This is a genomic window from Natrarchaeobaculum sulfurireducens (assembly GCF_003430825.1).
GTDB lineage: Archaea > Halobacteriota > Halobacteria > Halobacteriales > Natrialbaceae > Natrarchaeobaculum > Natrarchaeobaculum sulfurireducens.
In genome coordinates, this window is sequence record NZ_CP024047.1 from 446406 (window position 1) to 465194 (window position 18789).

Sequence of the window (18789 nt, forward strand, 5' to 3'; positions counted from 1 at the left end):
TCACGCCTTGGCGTGACCGATTGTTACTGGTAGAAGTAGCCTGCCGAGGAAATGACGTCGCTCGAGTCGTCGTTTTCGATCTTCTCGAACGCCTCGAGGAAGTCCTCGTGGCGGACCTCGTCGCGGTCGGCGCGGATGGCGAACATGCCTGCTTCGGTGGCGAGACTCTCGATCTCAGCACCGGAGTAGCCGTCGGTCTTCTCGGCCAGCGCCGCGAAGTCGATCCCGTCGCTGACGTTCATCCCGCGGGTGTGGATCTCGAGGATGCGCTCTCGTCCTTCCTGGTTGGGTTCTGGCACTTCGATGAGGCGGTCGAACCGGCCGGGTCGCAAGATCGCGCGGTCGAGCATATCGAAGCGGTTGGTGGCGGCGATGATACGGATCTCGCCGCGGGCCTCGAAGCCGTCCATCTCGGCGAGCAGTTGCATCATCGTTCGCTGGACCTCGGCGTCGCCGGAGGTCTTGGATTCGGTACGAGTCGCGGCGATGGCGTCGATCTCGTCGATGAAGATGATGGCGGGTTCGCGCTCGCGAGCCATCTCGAAGAGGTCGCGGACGAGTCGCGAGCCCTCGCCGATGAACTTCCGAACGAGCTCGGAACCAGCCATCTTGATGAAGGTGGCGTCGGTTTTGTTGGCGACGGCTTTCGCGAGCATGGTCTTGCCCGTTCCTGGCGGGCCGTACAGCAAGACTCCGCTCGGCGGTTCGATGCCGACTTTCTCGAACACCTCGGGTTCGGCGAGTGGCTGTTCGACCGCTTCGCGGACCTCGCGGATCTGCTCGTCGATGCCGCCGATATCCTCATAGCCCACCTGCGGTCGCTCGGTGATCTCCATCGACTGGGCGCGAGCGTCCGTCTCGGCCTCGAGGATCCGCTGGATCGCGAACGAATCGTTGACGGCGACGCGGTCACCGGCCGTGACGCGGTCGGCGATCCGCGGTGAGACCTCGGTGAGCACTTCCTGATTGTTGCCGTGTTGTTTGACGATCACGTTGCCGTTGTCCATCACGTCCTCGACGGTCGCGATGTACAGCGACGAACTTTTCAGCGTCTCGTTTTCCCGTTCGACCCGGTCGACGCGCTCGCGGAGGCGTTCGCGACGCTCGTCGGCTTCCTCGAGCTGGTCGGAGAGCTGTTCGTTGACGTCGACGAGGTCTACGAAGTGGCCGCGCAGCGCCTCGAGCCGCTCGGCGTCTGGAAGGTCGGGATCGATATCGCGGTGAGGTCGGTCGGGGAGAGACGGGCTTCGAGACATCCTGATGTCCGCCGATACGTCCCCGACGATAAATGTGCCTTTGGGTCGTCGGTGGTTTTTGCGCCACCACGGTCGCTCCCGGGGTCGATTGTGCCGGTCGACGGCGCTCGTCACTCGAGCAGCGCTTCCATCTCGTCCAGCCGGTCGCCGTAGGTTGTGAGCGCGCGTTCGATCGGCTCTGACGTGCTCATGTCGACGCCAGCGATCCGCAGCAGTTCCAGTGGGTACTCGCGTGAGCCCTGCTGGAGGAACTCGAGGTAGTCGTCGGCTGCGGTCTCGCCGTCTTCGAGGATGCGGTCGACGATGGCGAGCGCGGCGGAGAGACCGGTCGCATACTGGTAGACGTAAAACGCCCGGTAGAAATGTGGAATGCGCATCCACTCGCGGGCGATTCGGTCGTCGATCACGGCGGGTTCGTAGTAATCGGATTTGAGCCCCCGGTAGAGATCGTCCAGTCGGTCCGCGGTCAACGGCTCTCCCGCTTCCTCTAAGCGATGGGCTTCGTGTTCGAACTCCGCAAAGAGCGTCTGACGGTAGAGCGTCGAGCGAACGCGTTCGGCGAACTCGTTCAAGACGTGTGTGCGGAACTCGGGGTCGTCAACGGTCTCGAGCAGGTGCTGGGTCAACAGTGCCTCGTTGACCGTGCTTGCGACCTCGGCGACGAAAATCTCGTAGCCCGAGTAGATGTAGGGCTGTTCGTCTTTCGTCAACTCGGAGTGCATCGAGTGGCCGAGTTCGTGGGCCAGCGTGTACATCGAGGAGATGTCGTCCTGGTAGTTCATCAGGATGAACGGCTGGGTGTCGTAGGTGCCGCCGGAGTAGGCACCGGACTGTTTGCCCTCGTTCTCGTAGACGTCGACCCACCGGGAGTCGAGTCCCTCGGCGACGCGAGACTGGTACGCCTCGCCCAGCGGCTCGAGGGCGTCGACGACGTACTCGGTCGCCTGGTCGTACTCGACGTCGGGGCCGCCATCGCCGGTCAGCGGCATGTAGAGGTCCCACATCCGGAGCTCGTCGACTCCGAGGGCCTCGCGTTTGAGTTCGGCGTGGTGGTGGAGCTTCTCGACGTTGTCGTGGACGGTCTCGACGAGCGTGTCGTAGACCTCTACGGGGACGTTGGGTCCGTCGAGAGCGGCCTCGCGGGCGGTCTCGTAGTCGCGCGCCTGGGCGAGTTTGACGTCGGCTTTGACGCTGTTCTTGTAGGAGGCGGCGACGGTGTTTCGCACCGACTCCCACTCGTCGAAGTAGGCCTCGTAGACGCGCTGGCGGAACTCGCGGTCGGGCCGTTTGAGCAGGTTGACGAAGTTGCTCTGAGTGATCTGGATGGTTTCCCCGTCCGGGTCCTCGACGACGGGGAACTCCATGTCGGCGTTCGAGAGCATGGTGTACACCTCGCCCGTCGCGCCCGTGACCTCACCCAGGTCAGCCAGCAGCGCTTCGACCTCCGCCGACCGGGTGTGTGGTTTCATCCGCAACACGTCGTCGACGTAGTGGTCGTACGTCTCGAGGTCTGACTCCGTCTCGACCATCGCCTCGAACTCCTCGTGGGTGAGTTCCTGAAGTTCGGGTTCGATGAACGACGCGGCCGACTGGGCGTCGGCGGCCAGCGACTGTGCGCGGGCGGTCAGCGCCTGGTAGTGCTGGTTCGTCGTGTCCTCGTCGCGGCGCATCCGGGCGTAGGCGGCGACGGTCGACACGTCGCGCATGACCTCGTCGCGTAACTCGAGGACGGCACGCAGGGTCTCGGCGTCGTCGGTGGCCTCTCCCTCGTAACTCGAGAGTTCGTCGACGCGTTCGGCGACGGCCTCGTATGCCGCCTCCCAGTCCTCGTCGGTCGTGTAGATGCTCTCGAGGTCCCAGGTATACTCCTCGTTGACCTCGGAACGGTCCGGAACGGAACTCATGGCAGCAGGTTCGGAACGATGGTGGTAAAACGTATCGAACGAATACGGTTTCTCCGCCTCTCGTCGCCGCCGTGGCCCTCGAGCGCCGCGAGCGGCCCAACGATTTTCCTGCTCGAGAGAGATGCCGAGATATGGACGACCGCGACGCCGACGACACCGACCCGCTCACGACGCGCGTCGACGCGCTCGAGCCGGCGATCGGCCGGGCCTGGACCGACGACCGTTCGTGGACCCTGCTCACGCGGCTGACCGAACTCCCCCACCGGATGGGCGGCTCGCCAGGCGAACGACGCGCCGCCGACCTCCTCAGCGAGGCGTTTCGGAACGCGGGACTCGAGGACGTTTCGATCAGCGAGTTTCCGATGCAATACTGGGAGCGTGGGACGACCGAGTTCGCTGTCCTCGAGGACCGGTCGCCGTCAGGCGGGGACGATACGCTCGAGGACGCCGAGCCAGATCGAATCGACGCCGGATGCAACCGCTCGTTCGAGGCCATCGCACTGCCGTACTCTCCGGCGAGCGACGTCACTGGGCCGCTCGTCGACATCGGCTACGGGACGCCCGAGGAGATCGCCGACGTCGACCTCCAGGGTGCGATCGCCCTCTCGAGTACGACGACGCCACCGGGAAAGCGGTTCGTCCACCGGATGGAGACGTTCGGCCACGCCGTCGCGGCCGGGGCGGCGGGGTTCGTCTTTGCCAATCACGTCCCCGGACAGCTGCCGCCGACCGGTGCGTTGACGTTCGACGGTGAAGCCGCAGCACCGGGAATCGGCGTCAGCGCCGAAACCGGTGACTGGCTCCGGGAATACGCCGCCGACGGCGTCCGCGCTCGCATCCGCGTCGACGCGACCACTCAGGACGGCTCGAGCCAGAACGTCGCCGCCACAGTCGGCCCCGACACCGATACGGAGGTGCTCGTCGTCGCCCACTACGACGCCCACGACGTCGCCGAGGGTGCCCTCGACAACGGCTGTGGCATCGCCACCGTCGTCGGCGCGGCCGCGGTCCTGTCGGCGATCGAGGACTCGCTCGCTCAGCGCGTCCGCCTCGTCGGCGTCGGCTGTGAAGAGATCGGCCTGCTGGGTGCCGAGGCGCTGGCCGACGATCTCGACCTCGAGTCGGTTAGCGCGGTTCTCAACGTGGACGGAGCGGGTCGGTTCCGGAACCTACGAGCGCTCACCCACGGCTCGGCGGCGCTCGAGGAGCTGGCCGAACGCGTCACCGACGACCTGGGTCAGCCACTCGCCGTCGAGTCCGACCCACACCCGTTCAGCGACCACTGGCCGTTCCTCCGGGCGGGCGTGCCCGCCATCCAGCTCCACAGCGAGCCCCCCGAAGGCCGCGAACGCGGGCGCGGCTGGGGACATACGGCCGCCGATACGCGAGACAAGGTCGACCCGCGAAACCTCCGCGAACACGCCGTCCTGACGGCCCGTATCGCCTGCGAGCTGACCCACGCGTCCGTTCCTCGAGTGGCGGATGCGGAACTCCGGGAGCAACTGCAGGCCCAGGAGTACGAGTCGGGGATGCAAGCGGCGGATCTGTGGCCCGACCGGTGGGCCGATCGGGCATAGGGGCTGCCGTTGAACGGTGGCCGTCTCCGACCGAACCGTGCTCACTCCTCGAGGCGCATCGGCTGTCGCGTCCGGTAGGTGAGCGTCCGCCAGACCCACTCGACGGGCCCGAACCGGAACCGGCGGAGCCACCACACCGAAAGCGAGATCTGGAGCGCCCAGATCAGGACGACCACGCCGAGCAGCTCTACCCGGCGTACCTGCCCGAACAGTCCGAGCCCGTGTCCGTAGAAGATCGTCGTCGCCAGGAGGGTCTGGAGCAGGTAGTTCGTGAACGCGGTTCGGCCCACCGCCGCTAACGCGTGGACGACCATCCCATCGCGCAGCCACCGACAGAGCAGCATGATCCCGGCGAGGTAGCCGGTCGCGAGCAGCGGGGCTCCCCAGTAGTTGAACTGAAACGCGAGCGTGAGCACCGGAACCGTCTGCCAGGCGATCGCCTCGCGGACCCAGACACCCACGAGGACCAGCCCCAATCCGACCCCGCCAGCGCCGACGAACAGCCGCCGGTAAAAGCGCGTACTCCGCGCGTTGGTGATGATTCCCCACTTGTAAAGCGCCATTCCGACGATCATCAGTCCACCGAGCATCCAGAACATCTCGAAGACGAACCCCACGGTGTGAAACTCGAGCATCAGGGGAACCCGGTGTGCCAGCTGGTCGAGCCAGCCGCTCTGGTAGATCTCGATCTCGCGTTCCGGCGAGAGGGTCGCACCGAAGGCGGCGAGCAGGGAGTCCTCGAGTTCGGCCCGACCGTCTGCCGGAAGCGAGAGGTAGCCGATCCCCAACAGGAGATAGAAGCCCGCCGGGAGCGCGAACATCACGGCCCCGAGCGCGAACTGTCGGCTGGGCCGCCACCGCCACACCCAGACCACGAGGAACCCCGAAAGGGCGTAGAAGACGAGGATGTCGCCGTACCAGAGCAGGTAGGCGTGTCCGAGCCCGATAACGAGCAGCCAGAACGTTCTGGCGAAGTGTATCCGCCGACCGGGCTGTCCTTTCCGCTCTTTGGACTCGAGAAAGAGGACGATCCCGGCACCGAACATGAACGTAAACAGGGTCACGAACTTCTGCTCGAAGAAGACGTGACTGACCAGCCACGCCAGGTAGTCAACGCCGGTAAAGTTCCCGTAGAGGGCGGGGTTGAACGACGCGATCGTCGGCAGTCCGAACAGCCAGATGTTGATCACCAGAATCCCGAGGAGGGCAAACCCACGGAGCGCATCGAGGGCGACGATCCGATCGGAGGGAGCCGTCGGTCCGCCGTCGTCCGAATCCGACGGATTCACGCGGTTCTCAGGCGACGGCGTCGGTGTGGATGTCGTGTCCTCGTGCGTCATTTTCTCTCGTCCGGATGACTGGTGTGTTCTCTCAAAGCGCGTTTAACTGTTCGTTTTCGCGGGCAATACCGCCGCGGTCAGCCCGACGACGTCTCTCCATCGTCTCCCAGCCAGCGCCGATCTCGATCCGTCCTTCCTCCAACCCCGTCCCGGATGACTCGAGTCGCTCCCACCCCAGCGACGGACATATCAACCAAACGTCGTGAAAGGGTTTTACCGACGCCGTCGCCAGTTCATCGTGTGAACAGACGAACGTACCTCTCGGCCACGGCTGCCCTCGGCCTGTCGACCCTTTCGGGCTGTGCGGGCGTTCTCTCCGGCGGCGACGACCCGTTCGAGACCGAGACGGTCGTCGACGGCCTCGAGCACCCGTGGGGGATGGCGTTCCTGCCGGACGACGAGCACCTGCTCGTCACCGAACGCCCGGGGCGGCTGGCGCTCGTCGACCGTGAAACGGGCGACCTCGAGGACGTCTCGGGTACGCCGGGGGTTGCCGATGGGGGCCAGGGTGGCCTGCTCGACGTGGCGATCCATCCGGAGTTCGACGACGACCCCTGGCTCTACCTGACATACGCGATCGGCACCGACGACGGCGGGTCGACCACGGCGCTCGGCCGAACCCGCCTCGACGTTGACGAGGCCGCGCTCGCAGACGGCGAGGAACTCTATGTCGTCGAGCCGTCCGTCGACTCGACTGCCCACTACGGATCGCGGGTCGTGTTCGACGACGACGGGCTGCTCTACGCAACCGTCGGCGACCGCGGCTCGAAGGACTTCGGCGAGGACCACTACTCCCAGGATCTGACGACCGAGATCGGCACTACCCTGCGGCTCGAGGACGACGGCTCGATCCCCGAGGACAACCCGTTCGTCGACGGCGAGGGTCCGGCGGGCGAAGACGCGCTCGAGGCCATCTACAGCTACGGTCACCGGAACGCCCAGGGGATGACGGTTCACCCCGAGACGGGCAACCTCTGGCAGAGCGAGCACGGCGAGGAAGACGGCGACGAACTCAACGTCGTCGAGGCTGGGGGCAACTACGGCTGGCCCATCGCGCACACGGGGTGTGAATACGGGACCGATGACCTCGTCGGCGACGATCCGTTCGAGCGCGACGACGTGGTCGATCCGGTCTACTACTGGGAGTGTACCACGGGCGGGTTCCCGCCCGGCGGAATGGCGTTTTACGACGGCGACGCGTTCACCGAGTGGGAGGGCGACCTGCTCGTCGGCACCCTCGCTGGCGAGTACCTCGGCCGGTTCACCGTCGATGGCACCGACGTCGAGGAGTCCGACCGGTTGCTCGAGGGTCGGGGCTGGCGAATCCGCGACGTGGCGGTTGCCCCCGATACCGGCTATCCGTACGTGGCGGTCGACGACGCCGACGCGCCGATCGTTCGGCTGCTGCCGGAGTAGCGGTCGTCGACTCGGGCTACCGCCTGACTTCCTGGCTCGCCTCGATCAACTGGATCAGGACGGTGGCGAACAGCGAGCCGGCGCTCCAGATCGCCGTCTCGCTGTCGTCGTCGTCGACGACGCTCAACAGGATGCTGTCGTCGTCGACCAGGCAAATCCGTCCCGAGCGCTGGTCGGCCTCGCGATAGGCTGGTGGCTCCTCGACCGCCACCTCCTCGAGCGCCCGAAACCGGCCTCTGACCGCTTCAGAGCGGCTGACGACCGTCACCGAGAGCCCAGCCGTCGCTCGTTCCTCGAGCGTGCGTTCGATCGAATCGGTCAGGAGGCCCGAGAGCCGGGTGCCGAAGACGATTCGATCGTCGGCCGCCGAACAGAGATCGATCACGCGGTCGGTCACGCGGCTTCGTCCGCGGACCGTCCAGATGTCCTCGCGTTCTTCCTCGCCCGTGGAGGCGTCGTTGACCGACTCGACGTACGCGAACGCCCGTTCACGCTCGCGGTCGAATCGCTCCTCGAGCGTCGTTTGGGCTTCCTCGACGCTTACGGGCCGATAGCGCATCGGGCTCGACTGCTGGATCTCGAGTAAGCCGCGGTCGGCGAGGCTCTCGGCGACGCTGTAGACCTGCGAGCGCGGGACGTCCGCGATCCGGGCGACGTCCCTGGCCGTGCCCGACCCAAGTCGGTGGAGCGCGATGAACACCTTGGCCTCGTAGCTGGTCAGCCCGAGTCGTTCGAAGGCGTCGACGGCGTCGTTCTCGTCGGGATTCATCGGTCCTCACCGCCGTCGTCGGTGTCGTCCGCCGCCTCAGTGTCTGCATCACCGTCGGTCTGTGGCGTCCCGCCGTCGCTGGCAGTCGGCGTCGGCCGGTCGGCCCCGCCGACGTCGAAGGAGACGTCCGGACCGAGATACCGCGTCCAGAGCACCAGCAGCGTCGGGAGGACGATGACGCTCGAGAGGAACGCGTACGTGATCGTCAGTCCGGTGATGATCCCGAACTGCCGGAGCGCGGGGAGGATGGCGAACGCGAGCGTCCCGAAGCCGCCGACCGTCGTCGCCGCACTGCCCAGCAACGCGCCGCCGGTGCCGGTGACCGTTCGGTGCATCGCGTCCCAGACGTTGCCCTGGCGCTCGAGCTCGAGGCTGTACCGGGCGCTAATGTGGATGCTGTAGGCGACGCCGAGCCCGATCGTGAGGCTGGTGATCATCCCCGTCAGAACGTTAAACGGCATCTCGAGCAGGTACATGGTCCCCAGGATCCAGCTGACGGCGAAGGCCACGGGGAGGAGGGTGACAGCACCGAGTGCGGCTCCGTTCCCGGTCGCCCAGTAGGCGACTGTCAGGAACACGAACGCGGCGACGAGCGTCACCAGCAGGCTCTGGATGACGGTATCGAACAGGTCCCCTTCGACGATGTAGTTGACGATAGGGTCGCCGGTCGCGATGGCACTGACGCCATCCATACCGGCCGCCGTGCCGTCGTCTTCGTCGCTGGCGCTTTCGTTCTCGAGGGCGTCGGGGCGGTTGTCGCCGATCCCATCGCTGTCGATCGTCGCGGCGATGTCACGCAGATCCGTGGTTACGTCGTCGAACGCTGCGTCGCCCTCGACGGCGACGATGAGCCGTGCAGAGTCGTACGTCCCGTCGTCGGTCCGATTCAATACCTGGCTCGCGCCGTCTTCGTTGATCTCGAATAGTTCGTCGTACAGTTCGGAGACGTTCTCGTCGGGGATCCCGTCACCCGTCGTATCGGCTGCGTCTCGGCGCTCGTCGAACGACTCGTTCTGGGCTGCCGTCTCGTTTAACACCGTCAGCGGTCCTTCGACGTCGGCGTCGCCACTCGGCGTCGTGTACGCGACGGAGCTATCGGCTGCCCGGTCCTGTGCCGTCTGCAGCCGCTCGAGGACGTCCCCGTCGGCCACGTCTCCCTCGACGAGGATCTGGGCCTGCAGGTCGTCACGCTGGTAGTGTTCGTTGACGTACTCGAGATCGGCGGCGGCCTGGTACTCGCCGGGGCTCATCCCGCCGGGGAGGTGTTCGGTCCACTCGGGTGGGCTCTCCGCAAGGAAGTCCTCTTCTTCGAAGCTGGTGTCGACCTGGCTGGCACCGTAGACGCCACCGGCGGTCAACAGGAGCACGGCGACCAGCACCACGAGCGGAACCCGTCGAGCGGCGACCGAGCCGACCGAGAGGAGGGAACTGAACCGGCCACCGCCGGTTCCGAACGCGCGCCTATGCCGGTCGATGCCCCGACTCTCGAGTACCGAGTCGATCTCGACTTTGGCAGCCGGGATCAACGCGCCGAAGACGAGCAGCGCCGAGAGGATGCCGACGGAGCTGACGACCGCGAACTCCCGGATCGGACCGATCGGGCTGACGAGGTTCGCCAGGAATCCGATCGCGGTCGTCGCCGTGACCCAGACCAACGCGACCCCGACACCGGCCAGCGCGATTCCCATCGATCCCCGGACGGTGTCGAACCCGTGGCCGGATTCGTCCGCTTCGGAGGCGGGGTCGCCCTCCCCGTCCGTCCGCAAGCGCGATAGCGCCTCGCGTTGCTCCCGATGTCTCATGAAGACGTGTATCGCGTAGTCGATCGAGAGCCCGATCAGCAACACGGGAACGGCCACCATCATCTGGTTGAACGGGATTCCCGCCCAACCCATGAAGCCGAACGTCCAGAGCAACACGCCAAGGATGCCCGCGACGCCGAGGACGATATCCAGCGGATCGCGGTAGGCGATCAACAACGCCGCGACGACGAACGCCAGCGCCAGCGGTCCGACGATCGCCAGGCTATCGACCATCGACCGGTCGATCTCGTCGGTGATGATCCCGATACCGAAGGTGACGTACTCGTGTTCGTGGGCGTCGGCGAGTTCACGGATGTCGAGTTGCGACTCGAGGACCTCGTCGTCACCCGCGCCCATCTCGAGGTCGGCGTCGCCGGCGTCCTGCGTGATCGCGGTCATCCGGCTCTCGGCCTCGGTCGACCCCGGCTCGAACGCCGACGGCATGAACGCGAGGGCCGCACCCTCCTCCGTCTCGTCGTCGCCTTCGGCGAGAGACTCCTCGAGTGCGTCCTCGAACGCCTCCTCGTCTAAGTCCTCGAGGAGCTCGATCTGGTCCTCGATCGAGAGCTCGTCGTCCTCGTCGTCCGTCTCGAGTGCGTCCCAGTCCTCCTCGAGCGCCTCCTGCTCCGCTTCGAGTGCTTCCTGTCGTTCTTCGAGGATTTCCTGGTCCTCCTCGAGTACCTCTTGATCCTCCTCGAACGCCTCGAAGTCAGCCTCGAGTTGTTCGTACTCCGTTTCGAGGGTACCCATCGTCGCGGCGGTGTAGACCCCCTCCAGGTCTTCCTGAAGTTCCCCATACTCGGGGAGGGCTTCTGGATCGTCGACCGTTTGTTCGATCTCGATCAGTCCCGACTCGAGTGCCCGCGCCTGTTCGGCTAGCCCGTCGTACTCGGCGGCTTGCTCGTCGGTGAGGTCAGCGCCGTCGGCCGTCTCCTCGAGCAGTTCGTCGAACACAGCCTCGAGTTCGGCGGCTCCCTGCTGGTACTCGGGATCGTTTTCGTCGAACTCGGCGGCGAGTTCCTCGTACTCACGTTGAATCTCGCGGGCCTCGTCGATACCTGCCTCGAGGGCGTCGCTTCTGGCCTCGAGTTCGGCCTCACGCCCGGCGAGTTCCTCGCCGCGCTCCTCGAGTTCGCCACCGCGGTCGGCCAGCTCAGAACCGAACGCCTCGAGTGAGTCCCCCTCCGCTTCGAGGTCGTCAGTCCGGTCCTCGAGGTCGTCGATCTGCTGTTGGCTGTCCGCGGTCATCGCGACGATGTTCTCGACGCCGGTGATCGGGTCCTCGTCGGCCAGCGTCTCGTTGATCGTTTCGTTCTCCTGTAACGTCTGCTGGAACTCGAGCGACTCGATCAACACCTCCTGCTCGAGGACGTTGGTGTCGTCGGTATCACCGCGGTGTATCAGCTGCACCGATGTCGTGTTCTCCTGCGCTTCGACGCCGAACCGATCGTCGATGTCCTCGGCGGCCTGTGCTTCGGGCGACTCGCTCTCGAACTGGTCGAGCGAACTGTCTTCTTCGACCATCGGCATTCCTGCGCCGACGAGTGCGGTCGTCAGGACCAGCACAACGAGAACGAGTTTCGAGTGAGACGTGATGCGGTCGGCAATTCGATACGGCAAACTCATTCGATTGCCTCCGAGGATTTTCGACTGCGGACCATGCTGTTGTTATGATCCTACCAAACGGTCGCTTATACATATTTGGAGGTTTATACTTTCGAGAACGTCTTCCGCCCTGATACGATTCTGGGGCCGATTTGATGATGTATGGCGTTTCGAGGACGTATCGAATGAGAAGAACATACCGCCCGACCATGGCTGGTGCTGGGTGGGGGCGTCGTCACTCGATCGTGACCGTCGTCAGGTCTTCGGCGAACCGCACGTCGCCGTCGTAGTGGGTAGCGATCGACTCGAGCATCTCCTCGTGACGGCCGTCGGTGTGGGGATAGAGGTGCGTGAGATAGATCCGGCCGATGTCGGTTCCCTCGAGGGCTTTTCCGAGCGTTCCAGGCGTGGGGTGGTTCGCGACGTCGACGTCGTCGGGGAACGAGCAGTCGTGGGCCAGGATCGCCGACCCGTCGGCGAAGTTCGCCAATCCGTCGAACGCCTCGCTGTCGCCGCTGAACGTAAACCGGTCGTCGAATCGGTAGGCTAGACACGGCACCGAGTGACGCGTCTCGTACGCCGAGATGTCGAAGCCTGCGACGGAGAACTCGCCGGCGACGACCTCCCGAATCTGCAGGTCGAGTCGTCCCTGCATGTAGTCGTGAACCGACAACAGGTCGTCGATCAGCGACTTCGTTCCCTGTGGCCCGACGACCTCGAGGTGTTCTTCGCCAGCGAGCCAGCGGGCTTTGAACAGCGACAAGAGGTCGGCGACGTGATCGAGGTGGTGGTGAGTGAGCAACACCGTCGAGACGTTCTCGTGACCCACGCCTGACTGCTGTAGTCGGTGGAGAACGCCGGACCCACAGTCGACCAGCAGCGTTCGACCGTCTTCCTGGACGAGGATTCCCGTCTGGAAGCGATCCCCGGACGGCATTGCGCTTCCGGTACCGAGAAAGGTAACACGCATGCGAGAGCGTGTGTTCGGCCCGAGCAAAAGGGTTGTGCTGGGCGTCGGTCACGACCGTACTGGTGTGGTTCAGTCCGCGCCGACTGGACCGTCCGCAGTGGCCTCGGCGATCGACTGGCCGCGTTCGGTCTCGAGGATCGTGCCGGTGTTGAGCGCGATCAGGCCGAAGCCGACCTTGGTGAGCACGTCGAGGTAGCTGATCAGCATGATGTCGACCGTCGGGGTGATCATGCCGAGTCCAGGGGGGCCCAACAACCAGATGACCGGATACACCGACCAGAGGATGACCGTAAGGTTTCGCAGGCTGGTAAACAGCGACGTGACGGCTGCTCCCTGCTCGGCAGCCCGGTCACTCATCGGACCCAACAACAAGTAGAGCAAGCCGAGGTACACGATACCGGCGACGACGAACAGTCCGTACCCCAACCCGCCGGGGACGAGCGCGGCTGCGAAGCCGAGCACCATGACGGCCGTGTTGACGGCGATGACCACACCGAGTTCCCGACTGTCGCTCCCGGCGAGCAAGCCGAGGAACAGCAACAACAGCGGCGTCGTCAGGATCCAGTCGACGTACCGTGGCGTGAAGACGACGTTGTCGCCGACGGTCACCCAGCCGATCTCGAGAGCCATCATCGCGTACGCAACCGCAGCGATCAGACTGATCGACGCGAGGATCGCGTAGTACCGGCGGTAGACGCTCTCCGTGGAGATGCCACCCAAGACGAACGCGACCGTCCCCACGGCCATCCCGAGCGCACCGAGCCAGAACAGCAGGGTTGGCTCGATCATCGCGAGACACCTCCGTCGGAGTGCAACACCTGGGCAGCCCTCGGCCCGTCGTCCGTCGCCGAGACTCGGGTGTCCTCGAGCGCCTCGAGCAGTGTCGTTGCACCGTCGGAAAGTGCATCGACGCGGTTGAAGACGTCACTCGCGGAGGCCGATTGGGCTTCGGCCGCACTTGCGACACCGTTCGCCTCGGCCGCTGTCGTTTCGGAAATCTCGGCGACGTCGTCGACCATCGTCACGACCTGTGCGGCGGAGTCGGCCTGCCGATCCGTCGACGTGTTGATCTCCTGGATGCCGGTGTTCGCCTCTTCGACCGACTCGACGATCCGCTCGAGTGAGTCTGCGGTCTCCTCGACGGTTTCGACCCCGCTCGAGATCCGATCGCTCGTCTCGCGGATGTCATCGACGGTCGTCTGGGTTCGGTCCTGGATGCGTTCGATCGAGTCGGCGATGTCGCTGGTCGCCTCTTTGGTCTCTTCGGCGAGCGATTTCACCTCGCTGGCGACGACAGCGAAGCCGTCGCCCGTCTCGTCGGCGTGGGCGGCCTCGATCGAGGCGTTGAGCGCCAGCAGGTTCGTCTGCTCGGCGATGTTCGCGATGATCTCGGTTACTTCGCTGACCTGCTGGATCTCCTCGTAGAGGGCTTCGATTGCCGCCACCGACTCGTCGGTCTGGGCTTCGACTTCGTTCATCGCGTCGATGGCCGACTCGGCCGTCTCGAGGCCGTTCTCGCTGGCTCGGGCCGCCTCCATCGACGTCTGCGCCACCTCGGCGGCACTCGCAGCCATCTCTTCGGTCGTCGCCGAGATGTCGTCCATCTCGCGGGCGATCTCCTGGATCTTCTCGGTCTGGACGTCCGCCCCTTCGGAGATATCCCCGATCGATGCGCTAACATCTGCGCTCTTTTCCCGGACTCGCTCGACGTTCGATCTGACCTCCTGGCTGGCCTCGGAGACGTCGACCGCAAAGCCCTGGATACGACCGACGAGCACCTCGATACCGTCCATCATCTCGTCGAACGAGTCGGCAATCGATGCCATCGCCTCGTTGTCAGTCTCGGCGTTCATCCGCGCGGTGAGGTCGCCGTCGGCACAGCGGGCCATCACGCCCGAGAAGCGCTCGGCTTCGGCCTCGAGTTCCTCGTTGACCGCTGCGAGTCGCTCGCGTTCCCGTTCGGCGTCCGCCCGTGCTTCCTCGGCCTCTTTGCGCGCTTCTTCCGCGCTCGCCCGGGCCGCTTCGGCGTCGCGTCTGGCCTCGTCGGTCTCCTCGAGCGACTCCCGGAGCGACGTCCGCATCTCGTCGAACGAGCCGTAAAGATCGCCGATCTCGTCCTCGCGGCGGGTCTCGAGGTCGACCTCGAGATCGCCCTCGCCCATACGGGTCGCCATAGCGGTCAACGACGAGAGCGACGCTACGGTGTTGCCACCGACCGTCGCCGCGACCAACCCGAGATTGATCACCGTCAGGACGACGAGGCCCAGAATCGCCGACGTCGCCGCGTCACCGACGGCAGCGGCCTCTCCGGTTTCGACTGCAGCCACGACCTCCGCATTCATCGCCCAGCCGAACGCGAGGGTCACGGCGACGACGAGTGTGAAAGTGGTCCCGAGCTTCGCCGTATAGTTACGTCGGACGAAGCCGGGTACTAGTACGCTCGAAACGTTCATGTAATGTGATATCTGTTCAGGTATGTTAGTGGTGACGGCCAACTACGTGTAATCGATTTCTTTAGATACTTCCGAACGAGTTCCGTGGTTAGCCATATGATTCATAACCTCGTTGATGAATGGAACAGTCGAGACGACAATCAGTCGTCGACCTGATGAATGTCCATTCCCCGTCTCTCCCTCGAGTGTCACGCGTTATCCGTCCCGTTGCCGACCGGTTTCCTCGGCCGGCTCACGATCAGTCGCAACGACGGCTGGTTGGGGCACGCCTCGGGTTCAGGGTTCACCGTCACCGTCCAGGTCGCCGTCCTGTCCCTGTGGCTGCTCGAGCGCCGCCACGAATCCTGTGCCTTGTGGCTCGAGCGGCTTCGAACCCGAACGGTACCGAGTCACGGGGGAATACCCGATGGCCGGTGACGCAGCCGATGTCGCGGCATCGGTGAGCCTCGTCTGTGGCGTCGTCGCGCTCGTGACAGGGGTCGCACTCGTAACGCTGTTCGACTCGCTCCCACTGTCCGTCCAGCTGGTTCCGCTGGCTGTCAGCGTCGTCGTCCTCGGGCTGCCACACGGGGCCGTCGATCACCTCGTCCTTCCTCGAGTGCGCGAAAAACCGGTCTCTCTGCGGTGGCTCGTCGGCTTCGGCCTCGGGTACCTCGCGCTCGCCGCTAGCTACGCCATCGGCTGGTACCTCGAGCCCGTTCTCGCCTTCGTCGGTTTCATCCTCCTGACGATCTTTCACTGGGGACAGGGCGACGTCTACGCCCTCGTTTCCATCTTCGACGTTGATCACCTCGAGACGCGATTTCAACGCGCGCTCACACTCTGTGTTCGCGGCGGAATCCCGATGCTCGTTCCCCTCGTCGCGTTTCCCGAACAGTACGCGTTCGTGGCAACCGCCGTCGTTGAGCTGTTCGATCCGGCTGCAACCAGCGCGCTCGAGCCGGTGTTTGCCCCCACCGTCCGCGCCTGGGTCGCCGTTGGCTTCACAGCGCTCGTGGCAGTCTCACTCGGCTGGGGGCTCTTTCAGGCCGGCCCGTCCCGCTCGTGGACGCTCGACGCTGGCGAAACGGTGGGACTCGTCGCGTTCTTCGCCGTCGTTCCGCCGATTCTCGCCATCGGCCTCTATTTCGCGTTCTGGCACTCGGTTCGACACGTCCTCCGAACCGTTCTGGTCGACCGACCCGCAGCCGACGCACTCGAGGCCGGCTCCCTTCGGACGGCCCTGTGGCGGTTCACCCGCGACGCTGCACCGCTGACGGCGGGGGCTCTCGTGGTCCTCGTGGGGCTTGCACTCGCCGTCCCACGGACGCCAGCGACCCTCTCCGACCTTCTCGGCGTCTATCTGGTCTGTCTCGCCGTCCTGACGCTCCCTCACACCGTCGTCGTCTCGCTGCTCGACTGGGAACAGCGCATCTGGGCGTGACGACGCGCCGTTCGTTCTCGAGATCCACCACCCCGATGCCCGGTGGTGTCCTACTGTCAGACAGACGGCTATGAAGAGAATTCGCCGGATGGGTGCGACGAACCCTCACACTCGTTCTGTCCGGCAGCATACGCATTTCCGTCTCCAGCGAGTGCGTGACTAAAAGTACAAACAGATTAGGAGATATGGGAGCTAACGTACTTCTGTGGTGTTGTAGCTGAACGAGACAGTGGGTTCGATTCGAACTGTCTTTTAGCAGACCTCTCGTGAGCTACGAACGAGTTCTTGCTACCTGTGGACCTTGGTGGTGTCCTTGCCAAACACCTTGTACATTAGCCATGTCGCCTGTCAGTCGTGTTTTCTGTCGGTTGCGTTGTTCGCCGGTCGTGTTGCCCGTCGGTTGTGTTGTCCGCCGGTCGTGTTATCCACCGGTCGTGTAGTTCCTCTCCTTGTACGAGCACCTAACTAACAGTCTTCTATAGTGTGTAGAAAATTGTTATATAGGGTGGGTGGTGGAACACTTCCCCTTCACAGGGAGGAGGTAAATGACGGCGGTCTGGCGTGTTGTGTTTCGTCGACGGGGCGTTCGCGCTCGGTGCGGTCGAATCGTGTGGAAACGCCAGCGTACGGCGTCGATTCCGAAGTCCGCGAAACCATTTAGTTGCCGTCGGCCGAACCGATAGGGCGGCCAGCCCCGTGCTGGGAAAGTTTCGTCCATGCCGAACGACCATCCCCATGTCAGAACGACCGGCTCCGAGTTCGTAGCGACCGCCACAGACGCCCCACCGGACGCACGCGTTCCAATCGAGGTTCGGGTGACCGTCGACGATCCGTATCGCGCGTATCGTCGCGTCCGGACAGACCCCTCGGTCCACGGCGATATGGGTGGCGAATCCGACAGCATGGGACCGACCGGTGTCTACCTCGAGACCACCGGCGGCCAGTCCGGCTGGGGCTACTTCGCCGTCGATCCGTTCACCAGCCTGCAGGTGGGCTCGACGCTCGAGCCCGTCGGTGACGTCGATCCCGCGCCGTCGCTGGCAGAACTGGATGGACTGCTCGAGCGTGAGACGCTCGTCCGTGGCGACTGTGACGTACCCTACCCCTGCGGGGCGTTCGGCTGGCTCTCCTACGACGTCGCTCGCGAACTCGAGACGCTGCCCGAGACGACCGTCGACGACCGCGACCTCCCGCGTCTGCAGGTCGCCGCGTTCGACCGCGTCGCCGCCTGGGAGGAACCACGGGACGGCGAGACGACGCTGCGGATCACGGCCTGTCCCCGCGTCGGCGACGACCCTCACGCGGCGTACCAACGGGGCCGCGAGCGCGCCCTCGAGCTGGCTCGTGCGGCCAGGACCGGGGAGCCATCCATGCCAGCTCCCCCGGTCCGGGCGACCGACGCCACCTTCGAGAGCGACTGCTCGACGGCCGAGTTCGCAGAGCGCGTCCGCCGCGTCAAAGCGTACGTCCGCGACGGCGACACCTTCCAGGCGAACGTCTCCCAACGACTCACCGCACCGGCTGCCGTCCACCCCGTCGCGGCCTTCGACGCGCTCCGTGCGGTGAATCCGGCGCCGTACTCCGCGCTGCTCGAGTTTCCGGGGATCGACCTCGTCAGCGCCTCGCCGGAACTGTTGCTCGACGTCGAGGGCGACCGTTTGCTGACCGAACCGATCGCTGGCACCCGGCCGCGGGGCGAGACGCCCGCCGAAGACGACGCGCTCGAGGCTGACCTGCTCGATGACGAGAAAGAGCGGGCCGAACACGCGATGTTGGTCGACTTAGAGCGAAACGACCTCGGGAAGGTCAGCGAGTACGGCAGCGTCGAGGTGACCGAGTACCGTCGGGTCGACCGCTACTCGGAGGTCATGCACCTCGTCTCGCTCGTCGAGGGGCGACTGCGTTCGGGCGAGGCCCTCGTCGACGCGATCGCCGCGGTGTTCCCCGGCGGGACGATCACCGGCGCGCCGAAACCCCGGACGATGGAGATCATCGACGAGGTCGAACGGACGCGCCGCGGCCCTTACACCGGCTCGATCGGCGTCTTCGGCTTCGACGACCGGGCGACGCTCAACATCGTCATCCGGACGCTCGCTCGACGGGGTGAGCGGTACTCGTTGCGCGTCGGTGCCGGCATCGTCCACGACTCGGTGCCCGAACGCGAGTACGAAGAGACCCTCGACAAGGGCCGTGCGCTGGTCCGTGCGCTGGATGCAGCCCTCGGCGAACGGGCGGAACTCGCCGTCGCCGACGGCGGGGTGACCGACTGATGTG

General features: G+C 65.1%; 13 protein-coding genes. 5 read left to right on the plus strand and 8 right to left on the minus strand.

Annotated elements, in window-relative coordinates:
* Positions 1-23 precede the first annotated feature (23 nt).
* Both pan2 and pepF read right to left on the minus strand, forming a co-directional pair.
* Positions 24-1256 (minus strand): proteasome-activating nucleotidase Pan2, encoded by a 1233-nt coding sequence (pan2, locus tag AArc1_RS03460; RefSeq protein WP_117362940.1) that lies wholly within the window; start codon positions 1254-1256, stop codon positions 24-26.
* A gap of 110 nt (positions 1257-1366) precedes the next feature.
* The gene (pepF, locus tag AArc1_RS03465) at positions 1367-3160 is read right to left on the minus strand and encodes an oligoendopeptidase F (protein WP_117362941.1); all 1794 of its coding nucleotides are present in this window, start codon (positions 3158-3160) and stop codon (positions 1367-1369) included.
* Between the two features lie 131 nt (positions 3161-3291).
* Here pepF and AArc1_RS03470 point away from each other — a divergent pair, with 131 nt between their 5' ends.
* Positions 3292-4737: a M28 family metallopeptidase gene (locus tag AArc1_RS03470; protein ID WP_117362942.1), complete on the plus strand. Its 1446-nt coding sequence runs from the start codon at positions 3292-3294 to the stop codon at positions 4735-4737.
* 41 nt (positions 4738-4778) lie between these two features.
* Here AArc1_RS03470 and AArc1_RS03475 read toward each other — a convergent pair whose 3' ends face one another.
* Positions 4779-6077, minus strand: coding sequence for a DUF418 domain-containing protein (locus AArc1_RS03475; protein ID WP_117362944.1), 1299 nt, complete (start codon positions 6075-6077; stop codon positions 4779-4781).
* A 240-nt stretch (positions 6078-6317) separates the two neighbouring features.
* Here AArc1_RS03475 and AArc1_RS03480 point away from each other — a divergent pair, with 240 nt between their 5' ends.
* Positions 6318-7493, plus strand: a complete 1176-nt coding sequence (locus AArc1_RS03480) for a PQQ-dependent sugar dehydrogenase (RefSeq protein WP_228442383.1) — start codon at positions 6318-6320, stop codon at positions 7491-7493.
* A gap of 16 nt (positions 7494-7509) precedes the next feature.
* Here AArc1_RS03480 and AArc1_RS03485 read toward each other — a convergent pair whose 3' ends face one another.
* The 5 genes from AArc1_RS03485 to AArc1_RS03505 all read right to left on the minus strand — a co-directional run bounded on the left by AArc1_RS03485 (position 7510) and on the right by AArc1_RS03505 (position 15092).
* Positions 7510-8262: a TrmB family transcriptional regulator gene (locus AArc1_RS03485; RefSeq protein ID WP_117362948.1), complete on the minus strand. Its 753-nt coding sequence runs from the start codon at positions 8260-8262 to the stop codon at positions 7510-7512.
* Complete coding sequence (locus AArc1_RS03490) at positions 8259-11690, minus strand: MMPL family transporter (RefSeq protein ID WP_117362950.1); 3432 nt, start codon at positions 11688-11690, stop codon at positions 8259-8261. Before AArc1_RS03490 ends, AArc1_RS03485 begins: the two co-directional genes overlap by 4 nt.
* Positions 11691-11904: 214 nt before the next feature.
* Positions 11905-12639 carry an MBL fold metallo-hydrolase gene (locus AArc1_RS03495; protein ID WP_117362952.1) on the minus strand — a complete coding sequence of 245 codons (735 nt, stop codon included), beginning with the start codon at positions 12637-12639 and terminating at the stop codon, positions 11905-11907.
* A gap of 69 nt (positions 12640-12708) precedes the next feature.
* Positions 12709-13428, minus strand: a complete 720-nt coding sequence (locus tag AArc1_RS03500) for a bacteriorhodopsin (protein ID WP_117362954.1) — start codon at positions 13426-13428, stop codon at positions 12709-12711.
* On the minus strand, positions 13425-15092 hold the full coding sequence (locus tag AArc1_RS03505; RefSeq protein WP_117362956.1) for a methyl-accepting chemotaxis protein: 1668 nt from the start codon (positions 15090-15092) through the stop codon (positions 13425-13427). Before AArc1_RS03505 ends, AArc1_RS03500 begins: the two co-directional genes overlap by 4 nt.
* A gap of 159 nt (positions 15093-15251) precedes the next feature.
* Between AArc1_RS03505 and AArc1_RS03510 the strand changes: the two genes are divergently transcribed.
* The 3 genes from AArc1_RS03510 to pabB all read left to right on the plus strand — a co-directional run bounded on the left by AArc1_RS03510 (position 15252) and on the right by pabB (position 18785).
* Complete coding sequence (locus tag AArc1_RS03510) at positions 15252-15509, plus strand: hypothetical protein (RefSeq protein ID WP_117362959.1); 258 nt, start codon at positions 15252-15254, stop codon at positions 15507-15509.
* On the plus strand, positions 15499-16515 hold the full coding sequence (locus AArc1_RS03515; RefSeq protein ID WP_117362961.1) for a Brp/Blh family beta-carotene 15,15'-dioxygenase: 1017 nt from the start codon (positions 15499-15501) through the stop codon (positions 16513-16515). The genes AArc1_RS03510 and AArc1_RS03515 overlap by 11 nt, the downstream gene beginning before the upstream one ends.
* A gap of 716 nt (positions 16516-17231) precedes the next feature.
* Entirely contained in the window at positions 17232-18785 is a 1554-nt protein-coding gene (gene pabB / locus AArc1_RS03520) for an aminodeoxychorismate synthase, component I (RefSeq protein ID WP_117362963.1), read from the plus strand.
* Positions 18786-18789 lie beyond the last annotated feature (4 nt).